Here is a 20,055-nt window from a genome sequence, read left to right as displayed (position 1 = left end):
AAATTTTGGGCTTCCTCTTTAAAAAAGAATACCGTTTAGGGTTAATGCTTGTGCTGGTTTTTGGATTATTCCTTTTCTACGCAGATCAAACTTCAGAACAAATCATAACTTATTTCAGTAATACAATTTTTCACTATGAGAAACCAGCCTTTTTGAAATTGGTTTACTTGGTTTTACTGATAGTTACGATTGCAATGTTAGCGACTCTAAATAGGAGTGAAATTTCAACAGTTGAAGAAAAGAAAGAAGCATTTAATTCATTCGTCATCTCAAGTGTTTCCGCATTTTTCCCTGGATGGATTGTGCATCTATATTTCGTAATTCAAACGGTAGAAACAAGAGCCAGCTTTATGCAGCTTGAAGATCAATTCTGGATTTACCATTGTGCAGATTTAACGATGGTTATAGGATTTGCTTTTGCAGGATTTTTGAAATTAAGACCGGCTATACATAAATAATTACGAATGTTTTAATTACGAATTACGAATTGTTGGATGTGAAATCCATAGGCAGGCTTTACTCGTAAATTGAAAATCAGTGAATCCCGAAAGCTTTCTGGACCACGTTCGAAGATCCGTCATTTTTGCGGTGACTGAGCTCGTTGAAGGCCCGCGTTCCATAAAGTCACATAACCAGCCCACGAATTATCAATTAAAAAGGCTTTTTCTTCGAAGGTGTAACCACAAAATCTTTCAAATATTTTGGTTCAAAATACGCCACATCTTCGAATTCTTCATTTTTGAATTTTTCAAAAGCAATTTCTACTTGTCCTGCGGCACTTGAAACAATCGTTTCATCAATTAGTAAATCACGATTCCCCCAAATTTCTTTGGTTTTATTCGCTCCATCTCCGCATACAACAATTGGTAAAAACGCTTCGTAGGTTTTCTCCTCTAAAATGTCCGCTGAAAGACTTTTTACTATTTTAAAATCGCCGTCGAAGATCGTAGAAAAAACCTCCATTCTTCGTGCATCAATCATCGCACAAATTGAAGAGTTAGGATGCTTTTTCTGTGCTAAAGAGGCGATACTTACAAGGGTGTTAACGGCTATTAATGGAATACTCAAAGCATAACATAAACCTTTCGCTGTTGAAACTCCGATACGTAATCCTGTGTACGAACCTGGTCCGCTAGTGACAACAATAGCAGATAATTCATTCAATTTGCAATTGTTTTGCTTACAGATTTGATCAATGAAAACAGTCAACCTTTCGGAGTGAATATAGGCGTCAGAACTTTCTTCTAGAAGATCAATTAACTGCCCATTTTCGGAAAGTGCAACAGAGCAAACTTTAGTTGAGGTTTCAATGTGAAGAAATTTAGCCATATCATATAATTCGTTTTGCAAGAATAAGGTTTTTTCGTTAAAAGGGTTTAAATATGTAAAAAATTGGGTTCAATTAGTGAAGTATTGCTATTTTTGGGAGTTCTAATTTAGAAATATTCAAACATGTCATATTTATTTACGTCCGAATCAGTTTCGGAAGGACACCCAGATAAAGTTGCAGATCAAATTTCTGACAGCTTAATAGATCACTTTTTAGCTTTTGATAAGGATTCAAAAGTAGCATGTGAAACTCTTGTAACAACAGGATTAGTAGTTTTAGCGGGAGAGGTTAATTCAAACATTTATTTAGATGTTCAAAAAATCGCTAGAGACACAATCGAGCGAATTGGTTACAACAAAAGTGAGTATCAATTTGATGCAAAATCTTGTGGGGTAATTTCAGCAATTCACGAGCAATCTGAAGATATTAATCGTGGTGTAGATCGCGGTACTCCAGAAGAGCAAGGAGCAGGTGACCAAGGAATGATGTTTGGTTATGCAACAAACGAAACAGAAGATTATATGCCATTGGCACTTGATTTATCTCACCGTTTGTTGATCGAATTAGCTGAATTAAGAAGAGAAAATAATGAAATCACTTATTTACGTCCAGACGCGAAAGCTCAGGTAACAATTGAATATAGTGACGATAATAAACCACAAAGAATTGATGCTATCGTTCTTTCAACACAACACGATGATTTCGATGAAAGCGAAACTGTTATGTTGGATAAAATTAATGCAGACATCAAAGAAATTTTGATTCCTCGTTTAATTAAGAAAATCAATAATCCAGCTGTTGAAGAATTATTTGATGGCAACATTAAATACCACATCAACCCAACAGGGAAATTTGTTATTGGAGGTCCTCACGGAGATTCAGGATTAACCGGTAGAAAAATCATCGTTGATACATACGGAGGAAAAGGTGCTCACGGTGGTGGAGCGTTCTCAGGAAAAGATCCATCAAAAGTGGACAGGTCTGGAGCTTATGCTACACGTCACATCGCGAAAAACTTAGTTGCTGCGGGATTATGTGATGAGGTTCTTGTTCAAGTTTCTTATGCTATCGGTGTTGCTGAACCAATGGGTTTATATGTTAACACTTACGGAACAGCGAAAGTAGATATGACTGATGGTGATATTGCTCGTGAAATTTCAAAAATGTTTGACATGCGTCCAGCGGCTATTGAAAAACGTTTGAAATTAAGAAACCCAATTTATAGTCCAGCTGCAGCATACGGACACATGGGAAGAAAACCAGAAACGAAAACTGTTACTTTCGAAAACGCAGGAAGAAAAGAAACTTTAGAAGTTGAATTCTTTACGTGGGAGAAATTAGATTTCGTAGATCAAATTAAAACTGCATTCAAATTGTAAGAAGCAATTTGTATTTATATTGAAAAAGGTCGACAGTAATGTCGACCTTTTTGGTTAATGGGGTTTGTAGGCGTAGTTTTATAGGTTGAAATGCGATGTTGTTATGTTGGTTTGATGTTATGTAAAACGGTGTTGTTATATTGAAACGTATTATTCTGTTGTTCGGTGTTATGTAAAACGGTGTCGTTATGTTTATTATGTTGAAACGTATTATTATTCTGTAGAGACGCACGGCCGTGCGTCTCTACAGAATAATCGTCGGTCACCGTATAATAATCGTCTGTCACCACGCAATACCCCTACATTATAACAACCTGTTTTACAAATAAAATCGTGGTGTTGAAAATTTAATTCTTCAAGGTCTCATCCAACCATTTATAAAACTCCGTTTGCCAAATCATCGCGTTTTGAGGAGCTAAAATCCAGTGGTTTTCTTTCGGAAAGTAAATCATTTTAGATTTTATTCCTTTTAATTGGGCTGCTTGAAAAGCTTCAAAACTTTGTCCTTCTGGAACACGGAAATCAATTCCACCTTGGATAATTAAAATTGGCGTGTCCCAATTGTTTACCAATTTATGTGGACTAAATTCTTCGTAGGATTTCTTGTTTTCTTCTTCCCAATATGGTCCACCTAAATCCCAATTGGCAAAAAACAACTCTTCTGTTGTTCCATACCAAGACGTCATGTTGAATAATCCTGCGTGGGCAATTAATGATTTGAAACGTCCTTCATGCACTCCAGCCAGGTAATAAACTGAATATCCGCCATAAGACGCTCCAACAGCTCCAATTCTTTCTTTGTCAACGTATTTTTCTTTACTTACATCATCAATTGCAGATAGATAATCACGGATAGATTGACCACCCCAATCTTTTGAAATGGCATCGTTCCATTTTTGACCAAATCCTGGTAAACCTCTTCTGTTTGGCGCTACAACTACATATCCCTGTGAAGCCATTAATCTAAAATTCCAACGGAAAGAGAAAAATTGACTTACTGCAGATTGTGGTCCACCTTGACAATATAATAAGGTAGGATATTCTTTGTTTTCATCAAAATTTGGCGGTAGAATAACCCATGTCAACATTTTTTGATTGTCTGTAGTTGTTACCCATCTTTTTTCAATCGTTGGAGCATCAAACTGCTCTAATGCTTCATCATTCGCATGCGTCAATTGTTTGGCTTTCCCTGTTTTTATGTCTACTTCGAACATTTCATTTGGATGTAACATAGATTGACGCATGGCGATTAACTTTCCGTTAGCCAAGGCTAAACTTCCATAATTGTGGTCGCCAGATGTTATTTTACGGTGCTTTTTTGTTTTGACATCCAATTCAAATAATTGGTATGTTGCTTCAGTTACAGCCAAAAAATAAATTTTATCGCCTTTTTCATTCCAAACAAAATCACTAATTGTTAAGTCTATACTTGCAGTTAAATTTCTATCTTCTTGTGATTTTAAATCTCTAACGATAATGTCGTTTTTATCTGATTCGAAACCATCGTTGGCCATACTTAACCAAGCTAATTTTTGTGTTTTTTCATGAATTTTAGGATTGGCATCATATCCATTATAAGCTTCTGTCCAATTACTTGTTTCTTTCTTAAGGATATCATAAACATATAATTCTGAATCTGTACTCGTTGCGTAGTCTTTTCCAACCTTCTTTTTAGAAGCGTAAACAACGTGTTTTTCATTAATAAAAGTTACATTCTCTAATCCGCTGAATGGTTTCATCACACCTTCATAAGGAGTGTCTCCCAATAAATTAATTCCATTTGGATTAGCTTTTCCGTCTTCGATTGAATACAAAAACAATTGATCGCTGAATTCATCTTCCCAAGAATCCCAATGCTTGTAAAGTAAGTCGTCATAAATTTGAACATTAGCTTCTGGGTATTCAGGGTATAAATCAGCTGTTGTTTTTTGTGTTTTAACTCTCTCTAATGTTAGAAGATATTTTCCTTCTGGGCTAATGATAAAATCAATCAACTCATTGGAAGGCTTAGTTAAAACTGTTTTAATTTCAGGTTTGTTTAACGACGAAGTCACAATTTTCCTTTGTTCATCTTCGGTCATCATTCCTGCGATTCCATCATTTGACCAACGTAATCCTTGAATTTTGGCATTTTCGCCACTGATCTTTTCGTGGGTTTCTTTTTTCAAGTTATAAATGTAGTTATCACCATTTCCTGAGTTATTATTCATTTCATAAGCGGAAGAACGGTATAAAATATTAGCATTGTCAGGGGAAACACTTCCACCGCTGATGCGTTTTAACTCCCATAATTTCTCAGGAGTAAATGTCTGTTTTTGTCCATATATAAAAGGAGTAACCAATAACAATAAACCGAGAGTAAATTTTTGTAAATTCATTTGTTTTATCTTTTTGAAAAAGTGAAAATATAAATAATTTGTCATGATTTGGTGGATATAGAGTATAAAAGACACAAAATCGGATTATTACTATCGTTTCATCTAAGAACTCTCTCAATCATAAGCTTCCAAGCCCATGAATTCGTAATTTTTCTAATTCGTAATTGATATTATCTTTTTGATTATAATTACTATCTTTGCTATCCTAAAAAAACATTATATTATGTCACATTCAATAAAGCCCGGAGTAGCAACGGGAGACGAAGTTCAGGAAATATTCAAATTCGCAAAGGAGAATAACTTTGCTTTACCTGCTGTAAACGTTGTAAACTCAAGCACAATTAATGCTTGTTTAGAAACTGCGTCCAAGGTGAATGGACCTATTATCATTCAATTTTCGAATGGTGGAGGTATATTTAATGCTGGTAAATCCCTTTCTAATGAAAATGAAAGAGCTTCAATTGCAGGTAGTATTGCAGGAGCACGTCACGTTCACTTAATGGCTGAATTGTATGGCGCTACAGTGATTTTACATACTGATCATGCCGCAAGAAAGGTATTGCCTTGGATTGATGGATTGTTGGATGCGAGTGAAGAAGAGTTCAAAAGAACTGGTAAACCTTTGTTTAGTTCTCACATGATTGATTTATCGGATGAACCTTTGGAAGAGAATATCGCAACTTGTAAAAAGTACCTTGAGCGCATGAGCAAAATAGGAATGACTTTAGAAATCGAATTGGGAATCACTGGTGGTGAAGAAGATGGTGTTGATAATAGCGATGTTGACGTTTCAAAATTATACACGCAACCTGAGGAGGTAGCTTATGCTTTTGAGGAATTGTCAAAAATCAGTGATAAATTTACAGTCGCTGCTGCTTTTGGAAATGTTCATGGTGTTTACCGTCCAGGTAATGTTGTTTTAACACCGAAAATTTTAATGAATTCTCAAGAATTTATTCAAGAGAAATACAATACAGGAGCTAATCCAGTTGATTTCGTATTTCATGGTGGATCTGGATCAACAGTAGAAGAAATTCGTGAGGGAATTAGCTACGGAGTAATAAAAATGAACCTTGATACTGATATGCAATATGCATTCAACGAAGGTGTTCGTGATTATATGGTGAAATACAATGATTATTTAGGTTCTCAAATTGGTAATCCTGAAGGGGATGATTTACCAAACAAAAAGTATTACGATCCACGTAAATGGCTTAGAGAAGGTGAAGCTTCATTCGTAAAAAGATTGACAAAATCTTTCGAAGATTTGAATAATATTGACACTTTATAAACTACTTGATTATTAATATCACTATTTTAGTGATGAAAAAAATAGAAATTCATGGTTTGGTTTAAGAGAAAATTAGAAGGAATACAGACGTCTACCAAAAACAAAAAGGAAATTCCTGAAGGTTTATGGTACAAGTGTCCAAAGTGTCAAACTGTTGTCACAACAGAAGACCACATAGCTAACTTTTTTATTTGTGAACGCTGTAGTTTCCATGAAAGAATTGGTTCAGAAGAATATTTCCAACTCTTTTTTGATGAAGGGAAATTCAAAGAAATTAGTAAGAAATTGAGTTCTGGTGATCCTTTGGAGTTTGAAGATACTAAGAAGTATGTTGACCGTATAAAGCAAACTCAGAAGAAATCTGGACTAACGGATGCAATTCGTACCGCATACGGAAAAGTTGATGGTCAGGATTTAGTTATTGCTGCAATGGACTTTAGTTTTATTGGAGGTTCATTGGGATCTGTAATGGGAGAGAAAATCGCTAGAGCAATAGACCAAGCTATTAAATTGAATGCACCTTTCATGATTATTTCTAAATCTGGAGGAGCAAGAATGATGGAAGCAGGACTTTCATTAATGCAAATGGCGAAGGTAAGTGCAAAACTGAATCAACTTTCAAATGCGAAATTACCTTATATTTCATTCTTGACCGATCCTACAACTGGAGGTGTAACTGCTTCTTTTGCAATGTTGGGTGACATCAATATCGCTGAACCAGATGCATTGATCGCATTTGCTGGTCCTCGTGTAGTGAAAGAAACAATTGGTAGAGATTTACCACAAGGATTCCAACGTTCTGAGTTCGTTTTAGAACACGGTTTCTTAGATTATATCGTTGAAAGACAAAACCTAAGAACTGAAGTGTCTAAGTCTATTAGAATGTTTATGAACTAGAACTTTATAGTTTAAATATTTTAAAAGCCTTCAACGATAAGCGTTGAAGGCTTTTTTTGTGATTGTTTTATTACTTTTAGGCTTTTCTTAATATGCTCATCAACTCTATATGAAAAAAATAATTCTACTATTTGCTTTGACATTTCTACTGTATTCATGCGTTCTTGTTACTTTACCTTCTAGAATAATTAGAAATAAAGTATGGACCAAAAAAGCAGATGTTGTTAATGTGGTTCAACAAGATACTATACCTTTTGAAATTATCGGAAATTGGGCGGTTGTTGAAACAATTGTTGCAGGTAATAAAAGAAAGTATGTAATAGATACAGGGGCGCCCACTGTGTTAGGTTATTCTGATGCTTTTGTTGACAGAGTAATAGTAAAGCCTGAAATATATAAACCAATTTATGCTGAAAATAAACAAACATACTTTGCAAGTAATGCAAAAATTGACACCGTTATTATTGGAGCCAATAAATACTCAAATGTTGGAGCTGGGATCATCGACTTCAAATTATTTTCGAATTTTATGACATGCGAAGACATAAACGGCATTATAGGTGTAAACATTATGAAAAAGGGTGTTTGGAGTTTTGACTATAACAAGAGCCAAGTTATTGTCAGTCCTACTATCGAAGATCTTAATTTGGATAATAGTTATGTTTTCGATTTGCTTGATGTTAAGGGGTTTGAAGATCCTATAATTAGATTGAATGTAGAGGGTCAATCATTGGTTACTTTAATAGATACTGGAAATTCTGGATTTTGTACTTTTTTTAATGATAAAATCACTGACAACTTTGATGGTCAAAAAGTAAAACTTTCTCATGCATCTTTTAAGTTGATTGGTGAAGATGTATTGGTAGATAAGCAACTCTATTCAGATAGCTCAATTATATTGAATTTAAAAACCAACGATTTTGGGGATAATTATAAATTCACAGCCATGAATACTAACATAACTAGTAGTAAGACATATAAAAAACTAGATATGTTAATGGGTCATGATTTCCTGAAAGAATTTATTACAACTTTTGATTGGGCTAATAATAAAGTTTATTTTCAACCTATTCAAGTTCCTAACTTATCTGGTAGAAAGACCTCAAAAAATTTCAATATTAATTTCCATGTTTATGATAAAAAAGTTTATGTTTTTAATTACCTCAACGATTATTTCCCAAACGGTGCTATCAACATTGGCGACACCGTAAAAGCAATTAACAACATTCCAATTGAAGAAATTGTAAATCAAGAGAATTATTGCGAGATAGTGAGTGGTGAAAGAGATTTTTACCCAAAGCAAGACACCACCATTATTACTGTGAAAAACAAATTGGGCGAAACAAGAGATTTAAAAATGTATGAAGTTAAAGTGTTTGATTAAATAATTTGAAGCTTAGTCTCGTTAAACGATTTTATCACTCTCATCAATATTCTCATCATTTTTGTCTTTATCCTTTTCTAAATCTTCTTCAGAATGATTTTCTTCTTCCTCGTTATGTTCTGAGGTTTGCGCCAATTCGTCAATGGAAGATTCAGACTCATCTCTTTCTTGCAAAGTCGAAGAAATTTCTGCTGATATTTCAGTTTTTGCGAATTCCTCTGCTTTTTTTACGTTTGCTATTTGGGTTTCTAGATCTGTTGCTACATCTTTATCTGAAGAATCTGTAGCCATTCTTCCCTTTCTTTTGGTGAAGAAAAGTTCGTCGTTGTTGTTAAACATTAAACCTATCATCATAATAATAACAGACAATAATATAACTTGAATGACTAGAGATTTGTTTACTAAATCAATACTGTCTTCAGGTGCAATATAAAGGAATAGTAAAATGGTTATTAGCCCACGTGGAGCAACAAACATTAATGGCATAACTGGGAGTTTGGAAATTTTTAACTGCACCAGCCTTATGAAGAAAATCAACCCTACAATCCCTAAAGCCCAATAAAATGTCTTTTGGTTTAATAATTCTTCTGTTTGAATTAAAAAACCAAAAAGAAGGAAGAACATGACACGAACTAGGAAAGTTCCTTCGCGTAAAATTTCGTGGAATTTCTTTATTTCATTTCCCAGCTTATGGGGTTTGAGCTTTTGAATGAGCTTGAATTGTTGAATTTGACCTAGATTTCCTAAGAATAATCCAAATAACATAATAAAAATTAATGCGGGTAAATGATATATTTTGGAAAGCGTATAAATTAAAATGACCAATATAATGATGGGAATAAACTTAATTGAATGATCGATTTTGGCCAATAAATAGGATAGGGCAATGGTAGCAATAAATGACACCATAGCAATAATAAGAAGTTGCAATAAAAACACCCAAAATGAATGAAAGTCAATCGTTACATTTCTAAACACAAAATCGAAAAATAAAACACCTAGAATATCAGAAAGACTACTTTCATAGGTGACGAATTCTTTGTTCTTTTTTCCAAGATTAATGGCACTAGGAATTGCGATTGCTGAACTAATCACTGTAAGTGGAATAGCGCCAATCAAAGCTTTTCGAAAGTCGGGATCCACATCTCCAGGACCGTAATGCAATTGATAATAGTAGAAAGCTCCAGCAAGTATAAAACCAAGTGCCATCATAGGGATAAGTGCAACTACAATAGATTTCTTAATCAAAGGGAGTTTGGATTTATCTAGCTCCAATTCTAAGGAGCCTTCCAAAACAATTACAATCAGTCCTATAGTTCCTAAAATAGGTAGTAGATCATCTAATTTTGGGACGTTAATATTCAAAACATCCGTTAATTGTTGAAGTCCAAAACCTAAGATGAGCAAAAGTATAACGGAAGGTATTTTCGTTTTAGCCGTTGTTAAATCAAAAATGTATGCCATTAAGATCAGCACACAAAATGCAATTATAAAAGTATTTGTCATGGAGTTATTTTAAATGCTTTTCCATCAAACTCTTTTCTAATGAAGTTGAAAAACAAAAAATTCATTCCCTTAAATATAGTAAGATTTGAAAAACTTGAATCTAAATAACGCCCTATTTTTAGGCATTGTTTATTAAGGATTCATTAATTTTTGAATTAGATACTGTAAGTGTCAGTTATATTGGTTGTTACGTGTTTTTTAATTAGATTTCCAGGCTCACGTAAAATGAATTGAGTTTTACCAATATTAAACACTGTTCGAAAGTTCTAACTTGAAATAGTGGTTATTTGAATCAAGATTCTTGAGTTTAGTCTCGTATGCGTCAATAGTAAATTACATCAAAACACATTTTATTGAGATGTAAACTTTCTTACCAATATTAAATGAACCTGAGTCGACACCGATTTCGTAGTCAAATCGGTTGATTACCAATGACCCTAATAAAGTGTTATTAGAATAATTTAATGGTATTTTCACATTCTTTTTTACGCCATGCATTTCAAGTTGACCTTCTGCAAAATAACCAGTATTGTTCCTGATTATATTGGTAGATGTAAAACAAATTTTTGGATATTTTTCGACATGAAAAAAATCTTTCGTTCTTAGGTGATCATCTCTTTTTTCAATTCCTGTATTTACAGTGGATGCATCAATACAAACATTAATTTGTGATTGGCTTAAATTGTTTTCGTTAAAATTAATTTCTCCTGTAAACCCTGAGAAGCTTCCTTCTACGGTGTTTACTAACATATTGCTAATTTCAAAACTTATACTAGAGTTCCTCTTGTCTATTTCTTGTGAAAAAACTAGTGATGAGAAAAATATGAAAAAGAAGAATAGGTTGAATTTTTTAGTCATTTTATTGATTTTGAATTTTAATTGAAAATAAACACTTTTACAATGTTCATTAAATTAATAAACTCTAAATTATCGAATTTTAAAATAATATCCAATTATGAAAACATTCAAATTAGAACCACGATATAAAGATGCTTTTCATTTTAGAGCGTATTGGGGAAATGGAAATGGAAAGGATATTGTTGAATGGAGTAAAGCAAATCTAAATTTTGATGATTTTTATAATCAATGTCATTTGTATTACGAAGTAGATGAGTTAGGAGATCAAGTCATTCAAGAGTTTTATACCAATCAGTCTTTTAAAGAAGCAAATTCAAAATTGGAAACATATATCAGGTCTGGTATTCCAAATAATGAAGAAGTTCCAGAAAGTGTAAAAGCTTTATTTGAATTTACTGAATGTGTTCCTGAATGGCTAAATGAAGATTTACTTCAACTTGGAGCAGAGGCATGTATGAAAACAGGAAGAGATGCATTGATGTCTTTACGAGATTATTCGTTGATGGGTGGTTACGACTATGCATACCTAAGTAAACCACTCGTTTTCACGGGAGCTTTGAAAAAAGGAGCACTCAAAAGATTGTCTGAAACATTAGATTTTTGGATCAATGTAACACGGACAAATGCTATGGCGATTCATGCGAAAGGTTATGAGTTTGCGATTAAAACTCGCCTAATTCATTCCTATGCACGTTTTCAACTAAAAAAGCATGTGAAGGACTGGGACTATGAAGAAATGGGTGAACCAATTAACTTGTGGGACATGACCGCAACTTCAAACGGGTTTAGTTTGGTTTTACTTCATGGACTAAAAAAGTTAGGCAATTCATTTACCGAAGAGGAAGAAAAAGGGATGTTTCATCTGTGGAAATATATTTCTTACTTAATGGGTGTTCCTGCAGAGTATTTACCCGGTGATAAAAAAGAAGCAACAGAAAATTTCTTCTTGTGGACTTCAATTCAACCTCCTGCTGATCAAGATTCGGTGTATTTGGCTCAATCTCTTGTTCAAGAATCATTAGAAAACCCCATTTTAAAACATCAATTCCAAAGAAATTTCTTAAATTATATTCATGTGAGTAGCTCCAAGTTTCTCCTGGATAATGAAGTTTTTGAACGCCTCGAATTACCTCTAGTGTGGAATGCAAACTTAATTCCAAAATCACTTAAATTTGGAAATAAAGTCATGCAAAAATACCTTTCGAGAGAAACTCAAATCAAAAGAGGGGATAAGTTGCAGATGGATATTTTACAGCAATACTTGTCAATTACGAATTAGATTAATTATGAATTACGAATTGTTTGGTTTCTCACTCCGTTTTCCAACAAGATTTAAAGTGATCCCACGTAACACTGTAGTTTAATTCAAAAGTCAAAAAGGAGGGTTAAAAAATGATGACGGCTCGGCGTCATCATTTTTTAACCCTCCTTTTTGAAAACCCCTCCTACCACAAAAAATGTTACCGTGAGATTTCATCTCGTGGTACGTTTTTTTACTGCTCCAGAGATGGTCAGCGTTTAAAAGCCTTTTTAATTCGTAATTGATAATTCGTAATTCCTAATTAAGTTCGCCGAATTTCCCTTCATTAAAGTCTTGGAAAGCTTCAATTAATTCTTCTCTAGTATTCATTACAAATGGTCCATGAGCTGCTATTGGTTCATTGAGCGGATCTCCGCTTAAAACCAAAACTATTGCATCTTCTGTAGCTTCGATTTCAAAATGCTCACCATCTCTGGCCATTAATGCCAAATGATCTGTTGGAATTTCTTCTTTTCCATTCAGCTTAAAAGAACCTTTGATAGCCAATAAAGTCGTTGTGTAATTCGCTGGGAAATTAAATTCAGCTTTCCCTCCCTTATTCAGCTTTGCATTCATCATATGTATAGGAGTGAAGGTAGAAGCAGTTCCTTTGGTTCCGCTATATTCACCAGCTATTACTTCAATTGTTCCAGCATTACTTGGTAATTCCACTTTGATTATCGATTCTCTTGTTACGGCTTGATATTTTGGATCTGTGTTTTTATCCTTTTTTGGAAGGTTTACCCAAAGTTGAACCATTTGAAATTCACCACCAGTTTTACTCCATTCTTTTTCGTGAAACTCTTTGTGTAAAACACCTTTTCCGGCCGTCATCCATTGTACTTCTCCTTCTCCAATAATTCCACCACCTCCACTGCTGTCGTGGTGCTCAACTTTGCCTTTATAAGCAATCGTAACGGTTTCAAACCCCTTGTGTGGATGTACTCCAACCCCTTTTGGGGTTTCAGAAGGAGGGAAGTTATACTTTGAATTATAATCCATCATAATAAATGGATCCATGCTTTGCATATCCATTTTTGGTACTCCTGGAATAAAGTTGTGAACTCTGAATCCATCTCCAACAAAGTGTGGAGTATTCGGAGCTACCATAAAATCTATATTTTTTGTTTTCATTTTTTTTTAATGTAAAGTTAAGTATGAAAACAGTTATGTGCATTGACCTATGTTAAGAATTTGAATTTGAACTTTTGGAAGCCAGTTCTTTTCTCACCCTACTCAGGCTTTCAGGAGTTATTCCTAAGTATGAAGCTACCATTAGTTGAGGAACTCTTGATAGAATATCTGGATACATTTTTGTAAATGTCAAATATCTCTCTTCTGCTGTAGCACTCAATAGCAACGTGATCCTGTTTTGTAGGTGACGAATGTGATTATTCAACAATTCGTTATTAAAAGCCGTGAAGTTTGGTATTACTTTCTCTAATTTATCTAGTAATTCTTGTTTAAGAATAAATACTGTCGTGTCTTCAAGAGCGTCCACATTATATTTTGAGGGTTTATTAAAAAACGTACTTTCTCTATCGGTCACCCACCATCCTTCAGGAGCAAATTGAAGAATATGTTCCTTACCTTTATTGTCTATAGAATATTGACGAAGTAATCCTTTTTCAACAAAAAAAGTAGTATCGCATAAATCGCCAGAAAAGTTTAAAAATGAACCTTTTTGAAATTCCTTTCTAGGACATTGACTAAGAAGCTCTGATAAATTTTTTTGATCTACGTCAATCTTAGAGGTTAAAAACTCATTGAAACTATATTCTTTCATTGAAAGTTGTTTTAAGTTATAAATGAAAAAGACTAATTATTATTTGAATTGTCGGATTCCTTTTGTGACTCTTGAATTAACTCCTTGCTTTTGATATCTTCCAAAAGTGCTTCCTCTTCCATTTGTCTAGCTTTTGTTAAAGCACTCGCCACAAGTCCGGCGGGAATTGTTACAATACCCACTCCAACCATTAAAATAAAAAATGTAAATATTTTGCCACCAACTGTAATTGGGTATACATCTCCATATCCAACAGTAGTTAGCGTCACAATTGCCCACCAACCGCTGTGAAAGATGGAAGTGAATAATTCCGGTTGAGCCGCATTTTCGAAATGATAGATGCCTGCTGAAGCAAGGAAAATAAAAATTCCAGTTACGATTAAGAAAAGTATCAGCTCTTCTCGAATAAGTTTTGCAACCAAATGAAATCTGTTTAAGGCTTTATTGTAGCGTATCAATTTAAATGCTCTGAATATTCTAAATATCCTAAAAGCCCGTAATGCTATAGTATCATATCTAACGGCTAAAAAGAAGGGTAAAATGGCCAATAAATCTATTATTCCATAAAAACTAATAATATATTTAAATGGATTTTTTGCGATAAAAATTCTCACTACATACTCCACGGTGAAAATTATTATACACACCGTTTCAATCCAAAATAGAATTGATTTCGTTAAATCGGAAATTCCTGGCAAAGTTTCAATTGCATAAGCAGTTAACGAGGTGAAAATTAAAATTTGGATAGTATAATCAAAGATTTTCCCTTTTTTGGTGGTGTTGTCATCTACGATTGACCTTAGCTTTGCTTTGAAACCCATTTAAAGATTGCTTTTGTGAGTATGGAAAGTAAAAATAGATTTTATTTGTTAAAAAGCATAAGTTTTATTGGGGTGATAAGAAATAATTTTCCGGAATATCAGTCACCAAATCTTCATTTGATTTGGCACGGACGATTTGCAAATCGTACTTGCGCTGTTCTAATCAAATAGCCATTAAAGATTATCCTACCTTAATCTGGTATTTGTTTAAAAGTCCAACTACATTCTGTTGTGAAAATTGAGCCCCTTTCATTCTATTTTTTTCTGGATCAATTGAAAGATTATAAGTCGTTCTAAAATCTGCTTTTACTAAGGTGCAATTGGTGAATGTTGCTCCAGCGATATCAGTTTCATCAAAATCGGCAGAGGTTAAATTACAATCTGTAAAATCAACTTCCTGAAGTTTACAATTGGCAAAAGATGTTTTAACGAGTTTATTTGAGAAAAAAGAGGAGTGATTTAGTTGACAATTTTGAAACGATACTTGGAATAAAAAATCAGCACATTCGTCAAATTGAAGTCCTAACATTTTACAATTACTAAAGCGAACATCTTGAAACCCTGTTCCTCCTAATTTAACAGCACTTAAATTACAATCAACAAACTCACAATCCACAAAACGGATATTTGTAAGGTCAGTATTGGCGAAATTACAATTCACAAAAGTACAAACTTCATAATCTCCTCTTTCTAAATTTTCTAATGTGAAATCCTCCTTTTCGAAGGTAGTTTCTTCAACAAAATGTGCCATTTCTATTCTTTTTTATGAATCATCAAAGTTAATCGGACTTATTTTAAGAACAAATTCATACTCCTTATAATTTAACTATTTTCGTGGGTAATAATTATTACAGTTCGATGAGAATAAACACGGTGATTCAGGAAATGAGAGAACTCTTGCGAATGGAGGAGGAAACGCAAGAAAGAAAATGGTTTGAAAAGGACGTTTCTCTAAAAGATTTACGAAAAGAAGGCGCAATTCTGCATCCGGTAAAAATCCAAAATAAAACTTTTGGTTATACAGATCAACCTGTGATTACTGTAACTTTTCACACGCCTGGTGGAGTGAATAATTCATATTATAGCCAAGGTACACCTGTGGCTTTATTTCTTCCTTCATCGAATGATATTTGTAATGGGCAATTGCTTTCTATTTCTGATCGAAAAGCGGAAATTTTACTGTATTCGGAAGATTTTCCTGATTGGATAGATGAAAAGAATCTTGGAATTAAAAGATTGCCGGATAACAGAACATTCCAAATGATGCATGGCGTGTTAAAACGCATCGATAAAGGTGAAGATAAAGCTACACAACAACTTTTTGAATATGTTCATGGAATTAAAAAGCAAAAAGAAATTCAGCCGTTAGAAAAGAAAATAAAGGTTGGGGAACACCTCAATCAATTTCAATTGAAAGCTGTTGAAAATGGATTGTGTGATGCGCAATTACAAATAATTCATGGTCCTCCTGGAACTGGAAAAACTACTACCATTGTTGAATTGATTCAGTCGTTAAGAAAACAAGGATTAAGTATTATTGCTTCTGCTCCGAGTAATGCCGCTGTGGATCATTTGGCGCAACAATTATTAAACCTTGGACTAAAAGTTTTGCGTTTGGGAAATACCGCAAAGGTAAATAAGGTGGTTTGGGAACATACGCCTGAAGGAATTTTAAGCGACGACAAATACAGTAGGAAAATTAAACGTTTAAAGATTCAAGCTGCCGAATACCGAAAAATGGCACATCAATACAAACGAAGTTTTGGAAAATCAGAACGAGAGCAACGAAAATTGCTATTTAATGAAGTGTATGCAATTCGCGATCAAATAAGGAATTTATCTACTGCGTATTTAGCTCAATTTTTTGAATCTGCCGATGTTATTCTTGGAACACCCATCGGATTAATGGACAAAATGTTGTTGGGTAAAAAGTTTGATGTTGCTTTTCTGGATGAAGCAGGTCAATGTATCGAACCATTGGCTTGGTTGGTGCTTGAAAAAGCGAATAGAGCTATTTTGAGTGGGGACCATTTGCAACTCCCTCCAACCGTTATTAGTGAAGAAGCCGGAAGAAAAGGTTTGGCAACTTCTGTTTTGGAAAGAGCAATTAATGCTGGAGTTCAAAGTGATCTTTTAGGAGTTCAGTACAGGATGACACCAGAAATCGCTGGATTTTCGTCTAGGTATTTTTATGATGGAAAGTTGCAAACACATGCTGAATCTGTTCCAGAATCAATGATTTTTTATGACACTGCTGGTGCAGGTTTCGATGAAAAAAGATTAGAGAATAGCAGAAGCACTGCAAATCCAGAAGAATTAAGAATCGTTAGAGAAAATATAGAGAATTGGGTTGGAAAGGATCAGTCTGCGGTATTTATTTCTCCATATTCTAGTCAAGTGGAATTAGCTAAGGAAGAATTGAAAGATGTCAAGGTGAGCACAATTGACGCTTTCCAAGGTCAAGAAGCAGATGTGATCATTTTAAGTTTGGTAAGAAGTAATGGCGAAGGGAAAATTGGATTCTTATCTGATTACCGTAGAATGAATGTTGCATTGACAAGAGCGAAGAAAAAACTGATTGTCATTGGAGATTCTGCCACTTTAGCCAATGATAAATTCTATAAAGAGTTTGTTGAATATGCAGAAGAGGTTGGTGGTTATCGAAGTGTGTTTGAATTGATGTATTAACCGCAAAGAAAGCAAATTAAAGGCGCAGAGTTCGCAATTTTTTTAAACAAAAAAGAGATCCTTCATCGCTACGCTTTTTCAGGATGACGGCTCTAAGGAAAAGGTTATCAAAAAAGGGAGAAAAAATGAAGCTATGCTTCATTTTTTCTCCCTTTTTTGACCTTAAAACCAACCGATCGTCATTCCGATCATTGCGTAAAATCTATGATTTTTAGTGATGGAGGAATCTCATTTTCTTCTTTGTTTTCTTTCTTCTCCGCGACCTTAGCGGAAACCTCCCCGGTCTTTGCGGTTAACCTAGCCCTAGTATTCAATAAGTTTTTGAAGTGCCTCTCCAACTTTATTCGCATTTGGTAACAAAGCAAATTCTAAATCACTGTGCAAAGGAATCGCTGGGGTATCAATGGCTCCTACAATAGCAACTGGTGCATCAAGATATTCGAAACATTCACGTTGAATTCTTCCTGCTAATCCTAAAGTGAAACTCGCTTCAATAGATTCTTCAGTGACCAACATTACCTTGTTGTGTTTCTTCGCTGCGGCATAAATCGCATCAGTATCCAACGGACTCAAAGTTCTTAAATCAATGATTTCAACTGCTCCAGGGTGTTTTTTTGCTGCTGCTGTAGCCCAATAAACTCCCATTCCATACGTGATAATTACAACGCTTTCTCCTTTATCAATATTTTCTTGATCAGCTTCTTGAACCAATCTCGATTTTCCAATTGGAATAACGTAATCTTCATCAGGCTCAACAGACATTGCACCTTCAGTTCCTTTTATTTTTGACCAATATAAACCTTTGTGTTCTAAGATTAAAACTGGGTTTGGATCGTAATATGCTGCTTTCATTAATCCTTTTAAATCTGCACCAGTAGAAGGGTAAACTACTTTTATTCCACGAATGTTTGTTACAACAGATTCTACACTTGAAGAATGGTAAGGTCCTCCAGAACCGTATGCACCAATAGGTACACGCAATACTGAACTTACAGGCCATTTACCGTTTGAAAGGTAATTACTACGGCTTAATTCTGTAAATAACTGGTTCAATCCAGGCCAGATATAATCAGCAAATTGTACCTCAACAATTGGTTTTAATCCAACTGCCGACATTCCAACAGTACTTCCAATAATGAAAGCCTCCATGATTGGTGTATTGAAAACACGGTTGTCACCGAATTTCTTACCCAAAGTAGCTGCTTCTCTAAAAACACCTCCAAGTCTAGCACCAACATCTTGTCCGTACAATAAAGCTTCTGGATGTTTTTCCATTAATTCACGAACTGCAAATAAAGCACAATCCACCATCACAGTTTTTTGCTTTCCTTTGGGCTTGCGTTCTCCTTTTTCTTCTGTAATTGGAGTAGGAGCAAAATAATGATCAGTTAAACTTGAAGGGTCTGGATCGTCAGCTTTTAAAGCTTCGTCGTAAACTTGGTCTATAACTTTTTTAGTTTTTACCTCAAAATTCACCAAATCTGCCTCATCAACTCCAGCTGCTCTAGCCAGTTCTTTGATTTTTGGATAAGGGTCTCTTAGACCTTGTTCTTCTAAATCATCACGATAAAACTCCATTCGAACACCAGAAGTATGGTGACCCAATAATGGAACTTTTGCATGAATTAAAAATGGACGACGTTCTGTTCTGATTAGTTTTAATACTTTTTGAATTGTATTGTATGACTCTTCGAAATCGGTTCCATCGATAGTGTAAACTTCAACACCTTTAAATCCACGTGCATAATATGCCATGTCTTGTGCTCTGATTTCCTCTGCACTTGCTGAAATATCCCATTCATTATCTTGGACTAAATACAAAATAGGCAATTGCTTTAAAGCTGCCATTTGAAGTGCTTCAGAAAATTCTCCTTCTGTACAAGCGGCATCACCAATTGAACAAACAGAAACTGGATTTTCTCCATTTAAGTCTTCCGCTATACCTTCAATTTCTTTGTATTGCATTCCCATCGCAACACCTGTCATTGGAATAGCTTGCATTCCTGTTGCAGAAGATTGATGTGGAATTTTTGGGAAATCGGGGCGGTTCAATGAAGGGTGAGAATAATATGTTCTTCCTCCAGAAAACGGTTCGTCTTTTTTTGCAAATATATGGAGCATTAATTCATATGGTGTAATTCCCATACCTAATAAAATGCTATCGTCTCTATAATATGGTGCTACAAAATCTTGTGGTTTCAATTGCATTCCTAATGCCAGTTGAATAGCCTCATGTCCACGCGATGTTGCATGAACGTATTTACTTGTTACTTCTTTGTGTGCCTCGTACTTTTCTGATAAAGTTTTTGCAGTACACATCAACTCAAATCCTTTGCGAACTATTGATTGATCAATTTTTACTGTCTCTTGTTTTGCTGTATCTGTATTTGGCATGTTTTTTATTTTGGATGGCTAAGATAAAGATATTTTTTTGAAT

At 34.5% G+C, this 20,055-nt stretch carries 16 protein-coding genes; 7 read left to right on the top strand and 9 right to left on the bottom strand.

Going from position 1 to position 20,055, the window contains the following annotated elements; genetic code table 11:
• Positions 1-5: 5 nt before the first annotated feature.
• Positions 6-458, top strand: coding sequence for a hypothetical protein (locus C6368_RS11770; RefSeq protein WP_159038576.1), 453 nt, complete (start codon positions 6-8; stop codon positions 456-458).
• A gap of 193 nt (positions 459-651) precedes the next feature.
• On the opposite strand, the gene tsaB is transcribed toward C6368_RS11770, so the two are convergent.
• Positions 652-1,329, bottom strand: a complete 678-nt coding sequence (gene tsaB, locus C6368_RS11765; RefSeq protein ID WP_107039435.1) for a tRNA (adenosine(37)-N6)-threonylcarbamoyltransferase complex dimerization subunit type 1 TsaB — start codon at positions 1,327-1,329, stop codon at positions 652-654.
• A gap of 123 nt (positions 1,330-1,452) precedes the next feature.
• On the opposite strand from tsaB, the gene metK reads away from it, so the two are divergent.
• Positions 1,453-2,709, top strand: coding sequence for a methionine adenosyltransferase (gene metK / locus C6368_RS11760; RefSeq protein WP_107039409.1), 1,257 nt, complete (start codon positions 1,453-1,455; stop codon positions 2,707-2,709).
• A gap of 347 nt (positions 2,710-3,056) precedes the next feature.
• Here the strand turns inward: metK and C6368_RS11755 are convergent, their stop codons facing one another.
• Positions 3,057-5,087 carry a S9 family peptidase gene (locus C6368_RS11755; RefSeq protein ID WP_107039434.1) on the bottom strand — a complete coding sequence of 677 codons (2,031 nt, stop codon included), beginning with the start codon at positions 5,085-5,087 and terminating at the stop codon, positions 3,057-3,059.
• Between the two features lie 223 nt (positions 5,088-5,310).
• On the opposite strand from C6368_RS11755, the gene fbaA reads away from it, so the two are divergent.
• The 3 genes from fbaA (at position 5,311) to C6368_RS11740 (ending at position 8,659) form a co-directional block, all read left to right on the top strand.
• Positions 5,311-6,378, top strand: coding sequence for a class II fructose-bisphosphate aldolase (fbaA, locus tag C6368_RS11750; protein ID WP_107039408.1), 1,068 nt, complete (start codon positions 5,311-5,313; stop codon positions 6,376-6,378).
• A gap of 51 nt (positions 6,379-6,429) precedes the next feature.
• On the top strand, positions 6,430-7,275 hold the full coding sequence (accD, locus tag C6368_RS11745) for an acetyl-CoA carboxylase, carboxyltransferase subunit beta (RefSeq protein ID WP_107039407.1): 846 nt from the start codon (positions 6,430-6,432) through the stop codon (positions 7,273-7,275).
• Between the two features lie 109 nt (positions 7,276-7,384).
• A complete protein-coding gene (locus C6368_RS11740; protein ID WP_107039406.1) occupies positions 7,385-8,659 on the top strand; it encodes a hypothetical protein in 1,275 nt (424 codons plus the stop codon).
• A 21-nt stretch (positions 8,660-8,680) separates the two neighbouring features.
• Here C6368_RS11740 and C6368_RS11735 read toward each other — a convergent pair whose 3' ends face one another.
• The gene (locus C6368_RS11735) at positions 8,681-10,165 is read right to left on the bottom strand and encodes a cation:proton antiporter (RefSeq protein ID WP_199851631.1); all 1,485 of its coding nucleotides are present in this window, start codon (positions 10,163-10,165) and stop codon (positions 8,681-8,683) included.
• 333 nt (positions 10,166-10,498) lie between these two features.
• On the bottom strand, positions 10,499-11,023 hold the full coding sequence (locus C6368_RS11730) for a YceI family protein (protein WP_107039405.1): 525 nt from the start codon (positions 11,021-11,023) through the stop codon (positions 10,499-10,501).
• A gap of 97 nt (positions 11,024-11,120) precedes the next feature.
• On the opposite strand from C6368_RS11730, the gene C6368_RS11725 reads away from it, so the two are divergent.
• A complete protein-coding gene (locus C6368_RS11725) occupies positions 11,121-12,302 on the top strand; it encodes an oxygenase MpaB family protein (protein WP_107039404.1) in 1,182 nt (393 codons plus the stop codon).
• Positions 12,303-12,581: 279 nt separating this feature from the next.
• On the opposite strand, the gene C6368_RS11720 is transcribed toward C6368_RS11725, so the two are convergent.
• From C6368_RS11720 to C6368_RS11705, 4 genes are all read right to left on the bottom strand, one after another.
• Positions 12,582-13,457 (bottom strand): pirin family protein, encoded by an 876-nt coding sequence (locus C6368_RS11720; protein ID WP_107039403.1) that lies wholly within the window; start codon positions 13,455-13,457, stop codon positions 12,582-12,584.
• A 52-nt stretch (positions 13,458-13,509) separates the two neighbouring features.
• Positions 13,510-14,109, bottom strand: a complete 600-nt coding sequence (locus tag C6368_RS11715; protein ID WP_107039402.1) for a Crp/Fnr family transcriptional regulator — start codon at positions 14,107-14,109, stop codon at positions 13,510-13,512.
• 32 nt (positions 14,110-14,141) lie between these two features.
• The gene (locus C6368_RS11710) at positions 14,142-14,930 is read right to left on the bottom strand and encodes an ion transporter (protein WP_107039401.1); all 789 of its coding nucleotides are present in this window, start codon (positions 14,928-14,930) and stop codon (positions 14,142-14,144) included.
• A gap of 181 nt (positions 14,931-15,111) precedes the next feature.
• Positions 15,112-15,681, bottom strand: coding sequence for a pentapeptide repeat-containing protein (locus tag C6368_RS11705; protein ID WP_107039400.1), 570 nt, complete (start codon positions 15,679-15,681; stop codon positions 15,112-15,114).
• Between the two features lie 107 nt (positions 15,682-15,788).
• Here C6368_RS11705 and C6368_RS11700 point away from each other — a divergent pair, with 107 nt between their 5' ends.
• Entirely contained in the window at positions 15,789-17,618 is a 1,830-nt protein-coding gene (locus C6368_RS11700; RefSeq protein WP_107039399.1) for an AAA domain-containing protein, read from the top strand.
• Between the two features lie 303 nt (positions 17,619-17,921).
• Here the strand turns inward: C6368_RS11700 and C6368_RS11695 are convergent, their stop codons facing one another.
• Entirely contained in the window at positions 17,922-20,012 is a 2,091-nt protein-coding gene (locus C6368_RS11695; RefSeq protein ID WP_107039398.1) for an alpha-ketoacid dehydrogenase subunit alpha/beta, read from the bottom strand.
• Positions 20,013-20,055: the final 43 nt, after the last annotated feature.

Origin of the sequence: Brumimicrobium mesophilum (assembly GCF_003025005.1) — a bacterium.
Lineage (GTDB): Bacteria > Bacteroidota > Bacteroidia > Flavobacteriales_D > Crocinitomicaceae > Brumimicrobium > Brumimicrobium mesophilum.
Note: the sequence above shows the minus strand (reverse complement) of the source record. Positions and strands in the feature narration are given on the sequence as shown.